This window comes from Arthrobacter sp. 05L417 (genome assembly GCF_056397865.1).
In genome coordinates, this window is sequence record NZ_JBFTOG010000006.1 from 79,042 (window position 1) to 94,914 (window position 15,873).

15 protein-coding genes are annotated in these 15,873 nt (G+C 63.5%); 10 read left to right on the forward strand and 5 right to left on the reverse strand.

The features are described from left to right. The first annotated feature begins 96 nt into the window (after positions 1-96). The 3 genes from leuA to AC1DJW_RS07625 all read left to right on the forward strand — a co-directional run bounded on the left by leuA (position 97) and on the right by AC1DJW_RS07625 (position 3,496). Positions 97-1,836, forward strand: a complete 1,740-nt coding sequence (gene leuA / locus AC1DJW_RS07615; RefSeq protein ID WP_390277323.1) for a 2-isopropylmalate synthase — start codon at positions 97-99, stop codon at positions 1,834-1,836. Positions 1,837-1,904: 68 nt separating this feature from the next. After that, positions 1,905-2,675: a DNA repair protein RecO gene (gene recO / locus AC1DJW_RS07620; protein WP_284752254.1), complete on the forward strand. Its 771-nt coding sequence runs from the start codon at positions 1,905-1,907 to the stop codon at positions 2,673-2,675. A 2-nt stretch (positions 2,676-2,677) separates the two neighbouring features. Further along, positions 2,678-3,496, forward strand: a complete 819-nt coding sequence (locus AC1DJW_RS07625; RefSeq protein ID WP_390277321.1) for an isoprenyl transferase — start codon at positions 2,678-2,680, stop codon at positions 3,494-3,496. Positions 3,497-3,534: 38 nt separating this feature from the next. On the opposite strand, the gene AC1DJW_RS07630 is transcribed toward AC1DJW_RS07625, so the two are convergent. The 3 genes from AC1DJW_RS07630 to AC1DJW_RS07640 are packed head-to-tail and all read right to left on the reverse strand — an operon-like array spanning position 3,535 to position 7,343. Then, positions 3,535-4,608: an alpha/beta hydrolase gene (locus tag AC1DJW_RS07630; protein WP_284752230.1), complete on the reverse strand. Its 1,074-nt coding sequence runs from the start codon at positions 4,606-4,608 to the stop codon at positions 3,535-3,537. Next, the gene (locus tag AC1DJW_RS07635) at positions 4,605-5,651 is read right to left on the reverse strand and encodes an alpha/beta hydrolase (RefSeq protein WP_284752229.1); all 1,047 of its coding nucleotides are present in this window, start codon (positions 5,649-5,651) and stop codon (positions 4,605-4,607) included. The genes AC1DJW_RS07630 and AC1DJW_RS07635 overlap by 4 nt, the downstream gene beginning before the upstream one ends. A 9-nt stretch (positions 5,652-5,660) precedes the next feature. Then, entirely contained in the window at positions 5,661-7,343 is a 1,683-nt protein-coding gene (locus AC1DJW_RS07640; protein WP_476901070.1) for an FAD-binding dehydrogenase, read from the reverse strand. A 68-nt stretch (positions 7,344-7,411) separates the two neighbouring features. Here AC1DJW_RS07640 and AC1DJW_RS07645 point away from each other — a divergent pair, with 68 nt between their 5' ends. Beyond that, complete coding sequence (locus AC1DJW_RS07645; RefSeq protein WP_390277313.1) at positions 7,412-8,479, forward strand: quinone-dependent dihydroorotate dehydrogenase; 1,068 nt, start codon at positions 7,412-7,414, stop codon at positions 8,477-8,479. 120 nt (positions 8,480-8,599) lie between these two features. Here the strand turns inward: AC1DJW_RS07645 and AC1DJW_RS07650 are convergent, their stop codons facing one another. After that, the gene (locus AC1DJW_RS07650) at positions 8,600-9,193 is read right to left on the reverse strand and encodes a DUF3043 domain-containing protein (protein WP_284752226.1); all 594 of its coding nucleotides are present in this window, start codon (positions 9,191-9,193) and stop codon (positions 8,600-8,602) included. A 121-nt stretch (positions 9,194-9,314) separates the two neighbouring features. Between AC1DJW_RS07650 and AC1DJW_RS07655 the strand changes: the two genes are divergently transcribed. The 5 genes from AC1DJW_RS07655 to AC1DJW_RS07675 all read left to right on the forward strand — a co-directional run bounded on the left by AC1DJW_RS07655 (position 9,315) and on the right by AC1DJW_RS07675 (position 14,480). Then, a complete protein-coding gene (locus tag AC1DJW_RS07655; protein ID WP_476901071.1) occupies positions 9,315-10,742 on the forward strand; it encodes a M20/M25/M40 family metallo-hydrolase in 1,428 nt (475 codons plus the stop codon). 168 nt (positions 10,743-10,910) lie between these two features. Continuing rightward, the gene (locus AC1DJW_RS07660) at positions 10,911-11,297 is read left to right on the forward strand and encodes a HesB/IscA family protein (protein WP_059390004.1); all 387 of its coding nucleotides are present in this window, start codon (positions 10,911-10,913) and stop codon (positions 11,295-11,297) included. Positions 11,298-11,480: 183 nt separating this feature from the next. After that, entirely contained in the window at positions 11,481-12,353 is an 873-nt protein-coding gene (gene ctaC, locus AC1DJW_RS07665; RefSeq protein ID WP_284752224.1) for an aa3-type cytochrome oxidase subunit II, read from the forward strand. Between the two features lie 10 nt (positions 12,354-12,363). Then, positions 12,364-14,082: an aa3-type cytochrome oxidase subunit I gene (gene ctaD / locus AC1DJW_RS07670; protein WP_284752223.1), complete on the forward strand. Its 1,719-nt coding sequence runs from the start codon at positions 12,364-12,366 to the stop codon at positions 14,080-14,082. Further along, positions 14,079-14,480 carry a cytochrome c oxidase subunit 4 gene (locus tag AC1DJW_RS07675; RefSeq protein ID WP_284752222.1) on the forward strand — a complete coding sequence of 134 codons (402 nt, stop codon included), beginning with the start codon at positions 14,079-14,081 and terminating at the stop codon, positions 14,478-14,480. Before ctaD ends, AC1DJW_RS07675 begins: the two co-directional genes overlap by 4 nt. A 117-nt stretch (positions 14,481-14,597) precedes the next feature. Here the strand turns inward: AC1DJW_RS07675 and AC1DJW_RS07680 are convergent, their stop codons facing one another. Beyond that, positions 14,598-14,891, reverse strand: coding sequence for an HPr family phosphocarrier protein (locus AC1DJW_RS07680; protein WP_476901072.1), 294 nt, complete (start codon positions 14,889-14,891; stop codon positions 14,598-14,600). A 141-nt stretch (positions 14,892-15,032) separates the two neighbouring features. Here AC1DJW_RS07680 and AC1DJW_RS07685 point away from each other — a divergent pair, with 141 nt between their 5' ends. After that, positions 15,033-15,848: a GntR family transcriptional regulator gene (locus tag AC1DJW_RS07685; protein WP_284752220.1), complete on the forward strand. Its 816-nt coding sequence runs from the start codon at positions 15,033-15,035 to the stop codon at positions 15,846-15,848. Positions 15,849-15,873 lie beyond the last annotated feature (25 nt).

Here is a 15,873-nt window from a genome sequence, read left to right on the forward strand (position 1 = left end):
GCCTCGAAGGCGATCATTCGCTAGGCCAACCCTCGCTGCGGAGTTAGCTATGCCCGGCCAATCTTCCATCAAGATTAAGAGAAAAGGCCCAAAGTCATGCGCAACGCACAAAAGCCCTCCGGAATGCCCATTCACCGGTACCTGCCTTTCCAGGACCAGATCAATGTCGAGCTCCCGGACCGCACCTGGCCGGACAAGGTCATCACCAAGGCTCCGCGCTGGTGCGCCGTGGACCTCCGTGACGGCAACCAGGCCCTGATCGACCCTATGAGTCCGGCACGCAAGCTGAAAATGTTCCAGCTGCTGGTCAAGATGGGCTACAAGGAAATCGAAGTCGGCTTCCCCTCCGCTTCGCAAACAGATTTCGACTTCGTGCGGCAGCTCATCGAAGGCGGCCACATTCCGGATGACGTTTCCATCCAGGTCCTGACCCAGGCGCGTGAGCACCTGATTGAGCGCACCTACGAATCCCTCGTGGGCGCCAAGCAGGCCATCGTCCACCTGTACAACTCCACCTCGGTTCTGCAGCGCCGCGTCGTGTTCAACCAGGACGAGGACGGGATCCTGGACATCGCCCTCCAGGGTGCCCGTTTGTGCAAGAAGTACGAGGAAACCCTCACGGACACCCACATCACGTACGAGTACTCGCCGGAGTCCTTCACCGGAACCGAGCTCGAGTACGCAGCGCGTGTCTGCAACGCGATCGCAGACGTATTCGAAGCATCCGCGGACAAGCAGGTCATCATCAACCTGCCCGCCACCGTGGAAATGGCCACACCCAATGTCTACGCCGACTCCATCGAATGGATGCACCGTAACCTGCATCCGCGCGACGGCATCATCATTTCCCTCCACCCGCACAACGATCGCGGTACGGGCGTTGCCGCTGCGGAGTTGGGCTACCTGGCCGGCGCCGACCGAATCGAAGGCTGCTTGTTCGGCAACGGCGAGCGTACCGGCAACGTGGACCTTGTCACCTTGGGACTGAACATGTTCGTCCAAGGCGTGGATCCGATGATCGACTTCTCGGACATCGACGAAGTCCGCCGGACCGTGGAGTACTGCAACCAGCTGCCCGTTCCCGAACGTTCCCCCTACGGCGGCGATCTGGTGTTCACAGCGTTCTCCGGTTCGCACCAGGACGCCATCAAGAAGGGTTTCGAAGCCCTCGAAAAGGACGCTGCCGCCGCCGGCAAGGCCGTGGACGACTTCACGTGGCAGGTTCCGTACCTGCCGATCGATCCCAAGGACCTCGGCCGCAGCTACGAGGCCGTCATCCGCGTCAATTCACAGTCCGGCAAGGGCGGTGTGGCGTACCTGCTCAAGAACGAGCACAGCCTGGACCTGCCGCGCCGGGCACAAATCGAATTCTCCGGCGTCATCCAGCACCGCACCGACACCGTGGGCGGCGAGGTCAGCGGCGCCCAGCTGTGGGCCATGTTCCAGGACGAGTACCTGCCGGCCAGCACGGCGGATGGACAGTGGGGTCGCTACTCTCTGGGTTCCATCCGCACCGAAACCGATGAGTCCGGCGAGCTCACCCTGCATGCGGCCCTGCGTGTTGACGGCACGGTAGTCCAGCGAACCGGCACGGGCAACGGACCGATCGCGGCCATGCTGGACATCTTGCGCCAAGACGGCGTGGACGTCCGCGTCCTGGACTACACGGAACATGCATTGTCCGAAGGTGGCAGCGCCACCGCCGCGGCTTATGTGGAATGCGCCGTTGGCGAGCGGGTCCTCTGGGGAGTCGGTATCGACCCCAACACGAGCACCGCGGCACTCAAGGCAGTCATCTCCGCCGTCAACCGTGCCATCAGGGCCGTCCGGGCGTAGCCATTTGCCGTGCGGCGCCGTCAACACGGCGCCGCACGGCTTCGCTGGACCCGAGAAGGCCCGGCGTGGTGCGAAGATTAACTGTGGCCAATCCTTCGTCGTTTGCAGCGCGCTCCTATCGGGACGATGCCGTGGTGCTGCGCACCCACAAGCTGGGCGAAGCGGACCGCATCATCACTTTGCTGACAAAGCACCACGGACAAGTAAGGGCAGTTGCCAAGGGCGTACGGCGTACCAGTAGCCGGTTCGGGGCCAGGCTGGAGCCGTTCATGGTGGCCGACCTGCAACTCGTTTCCGGCCGCACCCTGGACATCGTCACCCAGGCCGTCGCTAAAGGAGCCTACGGGAGCTCGATTGCTGCCGATTACTCCCGCTACACGGTCGCTGCCGCCATGACGGAAACGGCAGAAAAACTGACAGACGCCGACGCCGATTCGGGAACCGCCCAATACAACCTGCTTGTCGGGGCTCTTGCCGCGTTGAGCCGTTCCGACCATCCTCCGGAACTCATCCTCGATTCCTACCTGCTCCGTGCGTTGGCAACCGGCGGTTGGGCGCCCAGTTTCACGGATTGCGCCCGCTGCGGGGCGAGCGGTCCGCACTCAGCCTTCTCCGCTCCCTTGGGTGGAATGATCTGCAACGACTGCCGTCCGCCCGGTTCGCCGGCACCCGCACCCGAGACCGTCGTCTTACTGGGTGCGCTGCTGACGGGGGACTGGGCTGTTGCCGACATGTCCGAGTCCTTGCACCGCCGCGAGGCCGCCGGATTGGTGGCGAGTTACCTGCAATGGCATCTTGAACGAGCATTGAAGTCCCTCAAACATGTGGAGCGAAGCTGAAAGTGGCACTGGGAAAAAAGAAGACGGCAACGGCGCGGACCACCCCGGTGAGGGCCCCCTACCACCATCCCTCGGGCGCCAGGCCGCCGGCCATCCCTGCAGAACTGATACCGCGGCACGTGGCCATCGTCATGGACGGCAACGGCCGCTGGGCGAACCAACGAGGCCTCCCGCGCATCGAAGGTCACAAGGCGGGGGAGCCGGCCCTGCTGGATGTGATGGCGGGCGCGATCGAACTGGGCATCAAGTACGTCAGTGTCTACGCTTTCTCCACCGAAAACTGGCGCCGTTCTCCTGAGGAAGTGCGCTTCCTCATGGGATTTAACAAGGATGTGCTGCGTCGGCAGCGCAACCAGCTTGATGAATGGGGAGTGCGGATCCGCTGGGCAGGACGGAGGCCCAAGCTGTGGGGCTCCGTCATCAAGGAGCTGGAAGACGCCGAGGAGTACACGCGCGGCAACGACACCTGCACCTTGACCATGTGTGTCAACTACGGCGGCCGCGCCGAAATCGCCGATGCCGTCGCCGCGATTGCCCAGGATGTTGCTGACGGCCGCCTGAAACCCGGCTCCGTCACCGAGAAGACCATCCAGAGGTACCTCGATGAACCGGACCTTCCGGATGTGGACCTGTTCCTGCGAAGCTCCGGCGAGCAGCGGCTCTCGAACTTCCTCTTGTGGCAATCCGCCTACGCGGAATTCGTCTTCATGGACACGCTGTGGCCCGACGTCGACCGCCGGACTTTGTGGGACGCCGTCGAGATCTATGCCAAACGGGACCGCCGCTACGGGGGCGCGGTAGACGCTGCGGCACCCCGCTGACCGCGGTACCGAATTAGCACAAGCGTGCTGCGAACCGCTCAGTCCGGGTAGGAAGCCAACCAGATAGCTACGTCCCGGTAGGCCTGCTGTCGGATGGTACGCCTTGACAGGAATACATCGTGAAGGGCGCCCGGATAGCGGAATACCGCTGTCCGGCGGCCAAGGCCCAGCGCCCGACGGGCCGTCTGCTCTACGTCGATCACGGCGTCGACGCGCATGAGCTCCGCGGTCCATTCGGCCTGGATCCGGGTCCGGCCGGAAAGCAGCACGAGCACCGGGGCGTCGATATTGAGTTTGCGTTCGACGGCGGCGTGCCCCGCGAGGACTGCCTTTGTCCACCCTGCACGGATCGGGAAGGAAGCCCGGGGCCTCCATTCCGGATCGAGGGTCCATTCGCCGTGGGCCAGGTTGCTCACGCTTTCCCAGTAGGCCGGCATCTCAGGGAAACGAAAGGGTCGTTTGGGGTCGGTACGCGCAAATGGTTCCACCAGACGCATCGCCATGCTGCGGATCAGGCTGCTGCCCTGGAGCTCCAGCCACGGCGAATTCAACGTCAGCGTGGCAATGCGGCCGGGGTTCCGGTCGGCCCACAGCGCCGCGATCAGGCCGCCGAGCGAGTGGGCCAGGAGGTGGACGGTGGGTGCCTCCGCGCTACCCGTCAGCTCGGCAACATCCTGCTGGATGGTACGCAGGGCGGCGTCAAGGTCTTCGTCATAGACCGTGAGGTCGGTGGTGTAGCCGGGAGTCTGACCGGGCCGCAGGCTCCGCCCGAACTTGCGCAGGTCAAGGGCATAGAAATGGAATCCTGAGGCGCCGAGAAACTCCGCCAGCTCCGTCTGCATGAAGTAGTCCGCCCAGCCGTGGATGTACAGCACCACCCTCGGCGGCCCCTGGGTGACGGGAACGTCGTGCCGGCGTCGCCGTCGAGTGAATGCCGTCAAGGCATCCAGGAGCCCGTGCGGCACTGACGGTGCGGCCACCTGGCGGATGTGTCGGACGAGGGTGGCGCAGACGGGACCCTCCTCGTCCGGTGGAAGTTCCAGCTCCAAGGCCTCGAATCCGCCGCCCAGGAAGTCGTGTTGCCAGACCGGCACCCCGAGTTCAGTCGTCATGGCGTTTCCCCCGCTTGTCCCAGCTCACGGCCCGCCGGAGGTTCAGTCCGTGGCCCGTTGGTGATGTATCCGTGAATCCAACGCGCAAGCCTGTCATAGGCATCGGCGCGCACCGGGCCGGCCGACAGGAAGACATCGTGGAGGCCGCCGTCCACCCGTTCCAGGGTGACCGTCCGGCCAAGGGTCATGGCCCGGACTGCCATGGTGTTGACGTCCAGGACCGCGTCCGAGTGCCGCATGGACTCTTGCCAGACCATGCCGTTGGCGCTCGCTCCGGAAATCAAAACCAGGATCGGGATATCTATTCTCAGCCCCCGGGCTACCCTCGTGTGGCCGCTGAGGACCGCACTGAGCCAACCGGCCCGCATGGGAAAGGCCAAAGGCGGGCGGTATTTTTCGTCGACGAGCCATTCGCCTTCGGCCGAGCTGCTGATGCTGCGGAAATAGAAGCCGCGTTCGGGCAAGCGCAGGATGGTAGTGGGCCGGAACCGTGCGAGGGGCTTCACCATGGTCTGCGCGGCACGGCGGACCACGGAACTTCCATGCATTTCAAGCCACGGGCTATTCAGGACGAGGTACTGGACCGAGCCGGGGTGGCCACTGACCCACAACGCGGCCACGAGGCCCCCGGTGGAATGCCCCATGAGGGTCAACGAGCCGGGCTCCTGACTACGCTGGTCCGCGGAACGGATCATATCGATGGCTTTGCTGATTTCGGCGTCGTAGTCGTTCAGGTGCTCGACGTAACCGCCAGGCCTGTCCGCTTGCAGGCTGCGGCCGTGGTTGTGCATGTCCAACGCGTAGAAATGGAAGCCTTGACCCGTCCAAAACTCCGCCAGGGCGACGTTGAAAAAGTAGTCGCTCCATCCGTGCAGGAACAGGACCGAACGGTTGGCCGGCGCGGGAAAACCACCGGGGCTGTCCGCGCCTTGGCGCGGGACATGGCGGACCAGCGTTGCGCGCCGGACAACTCCATCAGGTCCGGCCGCCTCGAATGCGCAACTTTCGAAGTCCGCACCGAGGATATCGGTCTGCCACTCCATGGGAACAGCTTAGACACTCGCCGCGGCATCGCGCCCGGCTGCGCGTCCGGAGAACAGGCACCCGCCAAGGAAGGTTCCTTCCAACGCCCGGTATCCATGGATGCCTCCTCCGCCGAAGCCGGCGGCCTCGCCCGCCGCGTACAGTCCGGGGACGGGAGTTCCGGAATCGTCAAGCACGCGTGAACGAAGGTCCGTTTGAAGTCCGCCCAGGCTCTTGCGCGTCAGGACGGAGAGGCGAACGGCCAGGAGCGGACCGTGTTCCGGGTCGGTGAGCCGGTGCGGAGGGGCCACCCGCATGATCTTGTCGGTGGCGAAACGCCGCGCCGCCCGGATCGCGGCGAGCTGCGGATCCTTGCCCAGTCCGCTCGCCACCTGCAGGTCCCGATCGTGGATGAGTGAATCGAGCCGGGCAGGATCTATCAGGGCCGAGCCTGTCAGCGAGTTCATTTTCGCAGCGAGCTCCGCGGCCGTTTCGGCTTGCAGGAAATCCACGCCGCGGTCCAGGAAGAGGCGCAATGGAGAATCGCTGCCGGGATTGAGCCTGGAAACGAGGAGCCTGATGTCCTTGCCGGTGAGGTCCGGGTTCTGTTCCGACCCCGACAGGGCGAATTCCTTCAGAGCGATGGTGCGGTTGCACACGAACCACGAATGTCCGTGTCCGCTCGCCAGGATATGGCGGAGGGCGCCCAACGAATCGAAGCCCGGAAAGAGCGGGGCGGGCAACTGCCGGCCTGTCGCGTCAATCCACAGCGACGACGGACCGGGCAGTATACGGATGCCGTGCGAAGGCCACACGGGGGAGTGGTTGTGGATGCCTTCGGGGTAGTGCCACATGCGGTCGCCATTGATGAGCCTTCCACCAGCGGCAGCAGCGGCGGCGAGGAACTCGCCGTCGACGGATGCCGGTACACCGCTCAGCATGTGTTCCGGCGCACGGCCGTCCGGCCATTGCCTCCGCACCATGGTGTGGTTCCCGCCGATTCCGCCGGTGGTCACGATGGTCGCTCCTGCGGTCGCCTCAAAGCGCCCGACGACGGTCCTTGGCGATGCTTCGCCGCGTCCGGCTCCGGACGCCTCGAGGATCTCGCCGACGACCCCGGTGACGCGGCCCGCCGTCGTCGTAATTTCCGTGGCGCGATGCCGGAAATGGAGGGATATCCTTCCGCGGGCCACACCCTCGTTCACTTTTGCCAGGAACGGTTGCACGACGCCGGGTCCCGTGCCCCACGTGACGTGGAACCGCGGGACCGTGTTGCCGTGGCCTTGGGGACCATAGCCGCCGCGTTCGGCCCACTGCACGAGTGGAAAGATCCGCACGCCAAGGGAGTTGAGCCAGCGGCGCTTCTCGCCGGCGGCAAAATCCACGTAGGCTTCCGCCCACCGCCGGGCCCAGTAGTCTTCCGGCCGGTCAAAAGCCGCGGACGCCAGCCAGTCGCTCAAGGCGAGCTCGGGGCTGTCCCTGACGCCCAGCCTCCGCTGCTCGGGAGAGTCGACCAGGAACAAGCCGCCGAAAGACCAATGTGCCTGGCCGCCCACGGAGGCGGAGGGTTCCTGGTCCAGGACAGCAACCCGTTTGCCGTCGGCGTAGGCTTGGGCCGCGGCGACCAGTCCCGACAGTCCCGCCCCAATGACGACGACATCGGCTTCAATAGTTGCCTTGGAGTGAACTCCATCACGCGGATTGCTCGGCATTGGTACATGCTACCGTCCGGTAACCGCCCTGGTTTGGTGCGCGACCCGTAAACCGGAAAACTAGGACCATGCGCGTTTACCCCACATTCTTCAAGTTGGCCTTCTCCTGGATGGATGCCGAAAAGGCCCACAAGATCGGCTTCCAGGCGATCCGCTTTGCACACAGCTCAGGAGCAGGACGCGTTCTGGCCAAAATGACGGCCCCGCACCCCTCCCTGCGCACGGAGGCTTTCGGGCTGACGTTTCCGTCGCCCTTCGGTCTTGCGGCCGGTTTCGACAAAGAGGGCCACGGAATCGAAGCCCTCGCTGAGCTGGGCTTCGGCCACGTGGAGGTAGGTACGATCACCGGCCAGGCACAGCCCGGAAATGAGAAGCCACGGCTTTTCCGCCTGATCGAGGACAAGGCCGTGATCAACCGCATGGGCTTCAACAACGACGGCGCGGCGGCCGTGGCCCCGCGGCTCAAGGCCGCCCGGGCGGCGTTGCAGCGGGCGCATTCAGGCGTTCGTCCCGTGATCGGAGTCAACATCGGCAAGACCAAGGTTGTCGAGCTCGACGACGCAGTTGAGGACTACTTGGTCAGCGCCCGCAGCCTGGCACCCGCCGCCGACTACCTGGTAGTCAACGTCAGCTCGCCCAACACTCCGGGATTGCGCCTGCTCCAGAACGTCGAAACACTTCGCCCGCTCTTGCGCGCCGTAGGCGACGCCGCGGACGAATCCGCCGGCCGCCATGTGCCGCTGCTCGTCAAGATCGCACCGGATCTGAGTGACGAAGACATTGACGACGTCGCCCGCCTCGCCTTGGACCTCAAGCTCGACGGGATCATTGCCACAAACACCACCATCGGCCGGGAAGGCCTGGTTTCCGATCCGGGCAAAGTGGACGCGTGCGGCGCCGGCGGACTCTCCGGTGCACCGCTCAAGGAGCGTTCGCTCGAGGTATTGCGCCGCCTGAAGGCCGCTGTGGGGGAGGGGCTCGTGCTCATCGCCGTCGGCGGTGTGCAGTCTGCCGCGGACGTCCAGGAGCGGCTCGACGCCGGAGCAACCCTCGTGCAGGGCTATACGGCGTTCCTGTACGAAGGTCCGTTCTGGGCCGCCGGCATCAACAGAGCCCTCGCGAAGCGTCGCCGCTAAACAGGGAGCCGACGGCCGGGCACCTGAACCGCCACGTGCGGACAATCAAAAAGACCCTGGAATAGCTGTTCCAGGGTCTTTTTGATTCGTCGGACTCGTGTCCTTGGCGATGGGGGGGACTTAAGCGGGGTACTGGCCTCGCTGCACCTGCGGCTTCGGCAGGCGCAGGCGGCGGAATTGCAGGGAACGCATGCTGCCGTACCAGACGGTGCCACGCTCGACGTCGCCGAACTTCTGCGTCAAGCCCTTGCGCAACTTGCGGGAGAGTACGAACACATCCGCGAAGACCGCGAGGAACATGACCCAGAACCCGATCAGGATGTAGCTGAGGACGTCGCTTCCCGCAGGAATGATGAAGGAGATGACCACGAACAGCAGGGCACCGAACATCAGGTACTCACCCAGGCTGAAACGGGCATCTACATAGTCGCGCGCAAAACGCTTCTGGGGTCCCTTGTCCCGCAGCGGCAAGTATTTTTCATCGCCGGTGTCCAGGGCCTGGCGCATTTTCTGGCGCTGGTCCTGCATGGCGATGCGCTCGGCTTCTTTCGAGGCCTTGCGGTCCGTCGGCACCAGGGGGCGCTTGCGGGCTGCTTCCTGCTCCTTGCGCTTGGGCGTGGGAGCGCCCTTGCCGGCGCCTTTCACGAGGGCTTCGGCGGCAAGCTGGTCTATTGAGTCCTGAGCGCTCGGCTCATCCTTTTTACGTCCAAACACCACTACAGAATACCCCGCACGAACCGCGCCAAAGTCGACGTGACGTGCCGCCCTCCGATAGCGCCCGCCACGCCGCCCGGTCCGGTTCCCCAGCACCACTCCCGGCGGTAGTCTTTTCGCCATGACTTCAATGAATGCGGAGATCCCGCAGACCCTTTCCGGCGGCTCCAGCACAATCAATGTTGATGCGCTCAAGTCCTCGATCGATGCTTCTTTTGACGAGACCATGGCTCGTTTGAAAGACCTGGTCGCTATCCCGGGGATCGCCTGGCAAAGCTTTGACCCGGCGGAACTGGAGCGGAGCGCCGAGGCTGTTGCGGCGCTGGTCCGTGAGTCGGGCTTCCGCGACGTACAGATCCTGCGCTGTGACAAGGCCGACGGGACTCCCGGGGGCCCCGCTATCGTTGCTCGCCGCGTTGCCGCGCCAGGCAAAGCAACGATCCTCCTCTACGCGCACCACGATGTGCAACCGCCGGGCGACGTGACCTTGTGGGACACCGAGCCTTTCGTCGCCGAGGAACGCGACGGCCGCCTTTATGGCCGTGGCGCAGCCGACGACAAAGCGGGAATCATGGCCCATCTGGCTTCCTATGCCGCGGTAACACAGGTACTGGGAGACGATTTCGGCCTCGGGGTCACCTTGTTCTTCGAGGGCGAAGAAGAGGCCGGCTCGCCGACGTTCCGCACGTTCCTCGAAACACACCGCGAGCTCCTCGAAGCGAACGTCATCGTTGTGGCGGATTCAAGCAACTGGAAGGTCGGCGTTCCCGCGCTGACAACAAGCCTCCGCGGCTTGGTGGACGGCACCTTCGAAGTGCGGGTCCTTGATCACGCCGTGCACTCCGGCATGTTCGGTGGTCCGGTACTGGATGCGCCGACTCTGCTGTCCCGCCTCATCGCTACCCTTCACGACGACGACGGCAACGTGGCCATCGAGGGCCTGGTGGCCAGGGACGACGTCGTTGAGGACGTGGACGAGGAACAGTACCGCGCCGACGCCTCCGTGCTCGACGGCGTGCGGCTCGCCGGCAGCGGCAGCATCGCTTCGAGGCTCTGGACCAAGCCCGCCTTGTCCATCATCGGCATCGACGCACCCGCCGTCGACGTCGCATCCAACACCCTGCTCCCCTCCGCGCGGGCCAAGTTCAGCCTGCGCTTGGCTCCCGGGCAAGATCCCGATGCCGCCATGGACGCAGTGGGGAGGCACCTGGAGGCGAACGCGCCCTTCGGGGCGAAGGTGACGTTTGTGCCGGGGGAGCGCGGCAATGCCTTCTCCACCGACACTGGATCGGCGGCGGCCCGGATCGCGATGTGGGCCCTGGGCGAAGCCTGGGGTGTGCCCGCCGTTGAGATGGGGATCGGCGGATCCATACCGTTCATCGCGGACCTGACGGAAACCTATCCCGATGTCCAGATCCTGGTGACTGGTGTCGAGGACCCGGATTCACGGGCCCACAGCGCCAACGAATCGCTTCACATCGGAGATTTCCGCAACGCCGTTCTGGCAGAAGCACTGATGCTGGCCCGGCTGAACTCGGAAGGCGCCTGAGCCCACACCCGCATTGACCGGGAACAACGTAAGGGTCCGGCCGGTTACGTTAGGAGTTATAGCTATGCGCTGGCTGGACGTAGCATGTAGCTATAACCCGCACGTATTTGGGTAAGGGCAGGCAGCGCGAAGGCGCAGCCGCCAAGAGCGTCATAAGAAGGTAGGCCAATGAGCACTGCAACCAACGAAAACAGCACCGGAGCGCAGCTCGCAGGCGGCGAGCTTCCTGAGCACGAGGTCAAGTTGACCGATGTCGCCGCAGGTAAAGTCCGGAGCCTTCTCGAACAAGAAGGCCGCACGGACTTGCGGCTCCGCGTCGCTGTTCAGCCGGGCGGCTGCTCGGGCCTGATCTACCAGCTCTACTTCGACGAGCGCCTGCTCGACGGCGACGCCGTCCGCGACTACGACGGCGTCGAAGTGGTTGTCGACAAGATGAGCGTGCCTTACCTGAGCGGTGCCAGCATCGACTTCGAGGACACCATCTCGAAGCAGGGCTTCACCATCGACAACCCTAACGCCGGCGGGTCTTGCGCCTGCGGCGATTCGTTCCACTAAACCCGGGCATTCGCAGACTGTTGGCCCAGTTCAGGAACGGGTTGAACCCGTGCCGACGCACTGGGCCAGCATGTCAGCGAAAACCGCTCGGTAGCGGTAAGCTCTACATCGGGTAGTAAAACTTTAGTGTGCCCGGTGGGCTTTCGGCCTGCCGGGCTGCAGCAACAAGAGGAAGGGCCGTCTGTGAGTTCGCAGAACCGAACCGGCAGCCGACGCATAAAGATCACCTCGATCACTGGCTTGGCACTAGCCGGCGCGTTGGTTTTGACCGGATGTTCACCAGAGGTAGAAAAAGGCTGGTTGCCCACGGAACGTGGAACCACCAGCAACACCGATCGGATCATGGACCTCTGGGTCAACTCATGGATCGCCGCCCTCGCCGTGGGCATTATTACTTGGGGCCTGCTGGTCTGGTGCATCATCGCCTACCGCCGCCGCAAGGGCACCACGGGTTTCCCGAAGCAGCTTAGCTACAACCTCCCTCTGGAGGTCTTTTATTTGACCATTCCGCTGTTCATGGTGCTGGTGTTCTTCTACTTCACCGACCAGGACCAGCGAGCAATCGATGATCGTTCCCAGCCGGCCGACGTCACCATTGACGTCCGCGGCAAGCAGTGGGCTTGGGACTTCAACTATGTGAAGGGCTCGGTCATCTCCGAAGACCTTCACGAGGCCGGCGTCCAGGCGCACCTCACGGGCAACAACGTGGACAAGGACAAGCTCCCCACCTTGTACCTGCCGGTCAACAAGTCGGTTGACCTGGAATTGAACTCCCGCGACGTCATTCACTCTTTCTGGGTACCCGCCTTCCTTCAGAAGCGCGACATGATCCCCGGCAAGACCAACTACATCAGGTTGACCCCCACCAAGGAGGGAACCTATGACGGCAAGTGCGCCGAACTTTGCGGTGAATACCACTCAGAGATGCTGTTCCGAGTGAAGGTCGTTTCCGAGGCTGAGTTCCAAGCTCACATGGACCAGCTTCGCCAGAGCGGCAACACCGGTCTTCTCGATTCGAAGTACGACCGCAACCCGAACCTGAACGCAAAGAATTAAGGGAAGCGACGTGGCTACTTACACTCAATCCGCCGGGGTCCTCGACGCTCCGGTAGTACCGAAATCCAAGGGACGCATCGTCGTCAACTGGATCACCTCCACTGACCACAAGACCATCGGGTACATGTACCTGATCGCGTCCTTCGTGTTCTTCTGCCTGGGCGGTGTCATGGCGCTGCTGATCCGTGCCGAGCTCTTCGAGCCCGGCATGCAGATCCTGCAGACCAAGGAACAGTACAACCAGCTGTTTACGATGCACGGCACCGTGATGCTGCTGATGTTTGCGACGCCGCTCTTCGCAGGGTTCGCGAACGTCATCATGCCGCTTCAGATCGGTGCCCCCGACGTTGCCTTCCCGCGACTGAACGCACTGGCTTTCTGGTTCTTCCTCTTCGGTTCCACCATCGCGGTGTCCGGCTTCATCACCCCGCAGGGTGCCGCCTCCTTCGGCTGGTTCGCCTATGCCCCCTTGTCGGACACGACATTCACCCCGGGCGTGGGTGGAGACCTTTGGGTCTTCGGCCTGGCATTGTCCGGTTTCGGAACCATCCTCGGTGCCGTGAACTTCATTACCACCATCATCTGCATGCGCGCTCCCGGCATGACGATGTGGCGCATGCCGATCTTCACCTGGAACACCCTCGTGACGGCAATCCTGGTTCTCATGGCCTTCCCGCCGCTCGCCGCCGCGCTCTTCGCCCTCGGCGCAGACCGCCGCTTCGGAGCCCACATCTTCGATCCGGAGAACGGCGGAGCTGTCTTGTGGCAGCACCTGTTCTGGTTCTTCGGCCACCCCGAGGTCTACATCATTGCGCTGCCGTTCTTTGGCATCGTCTCTGAGATCTTCCCGGTATTCAGCCGCAAGCCGATCTTCGGCTACAAGGGCCTGGTCTACGCGACCATTGCCATCGCTGCCCTTTCTGTTACTGTCTGGGCCCACCACATGTACGTCACTGGATCGGTACTCCTGCCGTTCTTCTCCTTCATGACGATGCTGATCGCGGTACCCACCGGCGTGAAGTTCTTCAACTGGATCGGTACGTTGTGGCAGGGCTCGATTACCTTCGAGACGCCTATGCTCTGGAGCATCGGCTTCCTGGTCACCTTCCTCTTCGGCGGCCTGACCGGCATCATCCTGGCCTCCCCGCCGCTTGACTTCCACGTTTCAGACTCCTACTTCGTCGTAGCGCACTTCCACTATGTGGTCTTCGGAACTGTCGTGTTCGCCATGTTCGCGGGCTTCTACTTCTGGTGGCCCAAGTGGACCGGCAAGATGCTCAACGAACGCCTCGGCAAGATCCACTTCTGGCTCCTGTTCCTGGGCTTCCACGGCACCTTCCTGATCCAGCACTGGCTCGGCGTCGAGGGCATGCCCCGCCGCTACGCGGACTACATGCCGCAGGACGGCTTCACCTGGATGAACCAGTTCTCCACCATTTCATCCTTCGTGCTGGGCGCTTCACTCCTGCCGTTCTTCTGGAACGTCTACATCACGTGGCGCAGCAACAAGAAGGTGGAGGTGGACGATCCCTGGGGCTTCGGCGCTTCGCTCGAGTGGGCCACATCCTGCCCGCCGCCGCGGCACAACTTCACCTCGCTGCCCCGCATCCGTTCCGAACGTCCTGCCTTGGACCTCCACCACCCGGAACTCGCTCAGCACCACACTGCGCTGAGCCCTGAGCCGGCAGCAAAGGTGCTCGGCAACGCTGATCAGAAGGACGCCAAGTGAAAATCGAATCATGGATCTTTGGAGCCGGGACCTTCTTCTTCGTCCCCGTCGCACTGGCCTACGGTTTCCTGACCCACTGGTCTGAGTGGGTTGGAACCCTGGGCATTCTCCTGGTCGGTGGCCTGGCAGGCATGATCGGTGGCTACCTCGGTTTCACTGGCAAGCGAGTCGGCATGCGCCCGGAAGACCGTGCGGATGCTGAGATCCACGAAGGCGCCGGCGAGCAGGGACACTTCAGCCCCTGGAGCTGGTGGCCGCTGGTCCTCGGTCTGGCTTGCGCCGGTGGCTTCCTTGGCCTCGCCGTGGGTTTCTGGATTACCTTTGTCGCCGCTGGCCTGGCCCTCGTTGCCTTGGTCGGTTGGGTCTTCGAGTACAGCCGTGGAGACCACGCGCACTAGAAGTACCTGAATACGACGTCGGGCCCCACCAAATTGGTGGGGCCCGACGTCGTTGTTGTTAAGGACGATGACCGCAAGCTACCCCCGGGGGAGGCCCGGCTCGTCGGCCTTGCCCGCTCACTGACCTTCTACGGCCTCCAGGACGGCCGAAAGCGCGGCCAAGGCATCGTTGACCTCATCAAGCGTGCGACCAGCTTGTAGCGCTTCTCCGGAGACCGAGAGGACCACCTCGCAACCGTGGCCGAAATCTTCGGTCATGACCTCGAGCAAAGAACGCGCATCCACTGCTTGCTGGCCGGGCTTGCGGATCGTCACCGGTAGGCCTGTGGCTGTCACAGCCCGCACGAACACGGCGGCAGCACGTGCGTGGAGGCCGATCTCTGCGGCGACGATGGCTTTGTGCTCGGGCAAACCGGCTCCTTTGACTCGGACGGCCGAAATGCCGACTGCGATTTTGATCCCTACAAGCCTAGCGCCGCCACGCGACGGCAACGTTCGCAGCGCTCAGCTGGTCTAGACCTGCCGGTGGATTCGCCTACGCTTAATCCATGAATGATTTTGTGGCCGGAGTCCGTCGTGCCAGCTGAGGCAGCACGTATCGCGGGGGAGATCGACCGCAAGAGCGGCACTCCCATCTACGTTCAGCTGCGCGAGATCCTGCGCAGCTACATCTCCGAGTCCTGCAAGCCCGGTGCGGCATTGCCTTCGGAGCGGGACTTGTCCGAACGCTTCGGACTTGCCAGGATGACGGTGCGGCAGGCCATTGATGCCCTCGTCGGCGAGGAAGTCATTGAACGGGTGGTTGGACTGGGAACTTTCGTCCGCAAACCGAAGCTGGACCTCCAAGTGAAGCTCACGTCGTACAGCGAGGAAATGCAACGCCGCGGCATGGTTCCGGCAGCCAAGGTCCTGAGCTTTGAGCAGATCGCGGCGAGTGCCTTCCTGGCGAGGGAACTCCAGCTGGAGGAAGGGACGCCGTTGGTCCGCTTCAGACGGCTCCTGCTCGCCGACAACGAACCCATGAGCGTGGACGAGAACTTCATCCCCGCCCATCGCGTGCCAGGTCTTTTGGACGAGGCGCCTCCCACCTCCTTGTACAACGTGCTGAGTGAGAAGTACGGACTGGTGATGGAGTGGGGAGAGGACATGATCGAAGCGACGGCAGCATCGCCATCGACAGCGCGGCTGTTGAACGTGGATGTTGGTACGCCGTTGCTCAAGATTCAGCGCCACGCTTTCGTTGCCCGCGCCATGGTGGACTACTCCGTGTCCTACTATCGGGCCGATCGGTATAAGTTGTGGGTCCCGTTGCAGCGCCCGGGCGTTCGCTCCACCCGAAGCCAATCCACGGGGTACCGCACCCACTAACTCAAAGCATCCAGGGCCGCCCGGC

What these genes read in the sequence shown, in the direction of transcription:
- AC1DJW_RS07645 (WP_390277313.1), top strand. Translation starts at nt 7,412, where the DNA reads ATGCGCGTTTACCCCACATTCTTCAAGTTGGCCTTCTCCTGGATGGAT.
- AC1DJW_RS07640 (WP_476901070.1), bottom strand. Translation starts at nt 7,343, where the DNA reads ATGCCGAGCAATCCGCGTGATGGAGTTCACTCCAAGGCAACTATTGAA.
- AC1DJW_RS07660 (WP_059390004.1), top strand. Translation starts at nt 10,911, where the DNA reads ATGAGCACTGCAACCAACGAAAACAGCACCGGAGCGCAGCTCGCAGGC.
- leuA (WP_390277323.1), top strand. Translation starts at nt 97, where the DNA reads ATGCGCAACGCACAAAAGCCCTCCGGAATGCCCATTCACCGGTACCTG.
- AC1DJW_RS07630 (WP_284752230.1), bottom strand. Translation starts at nt 4,608, where the DNA reads ATGACGACTGAACTCGGGGTGCCGGTCTGGCAACACGACTTCCTGGGC.
- AC1DJW_RS07685 (WP_284752220.1), top strand. Translation starts at nt 15,033, where the DNA reads ATGATTTTGTGGCCGGAGTCCGTCGTGCCAGCTGAGGCAGCACGTATC.
- AC1DJW_RS07655 (WP_476901071.1), top strand. Translation starts at nt 9,315, where the DNA reads ATGACTTCAATGAATGCGGAGATCCCGCAGACCCTTTCCGGCGGCTCC.
- AC1DJW_RS07635 (WP_284752229.1), bottom strand. Translation starts at nt 5,651, where the DNA reads ATGGAGTGGCAGACCGATATCCTCGGTGCGGACTTCGAAAGTTGCGCA.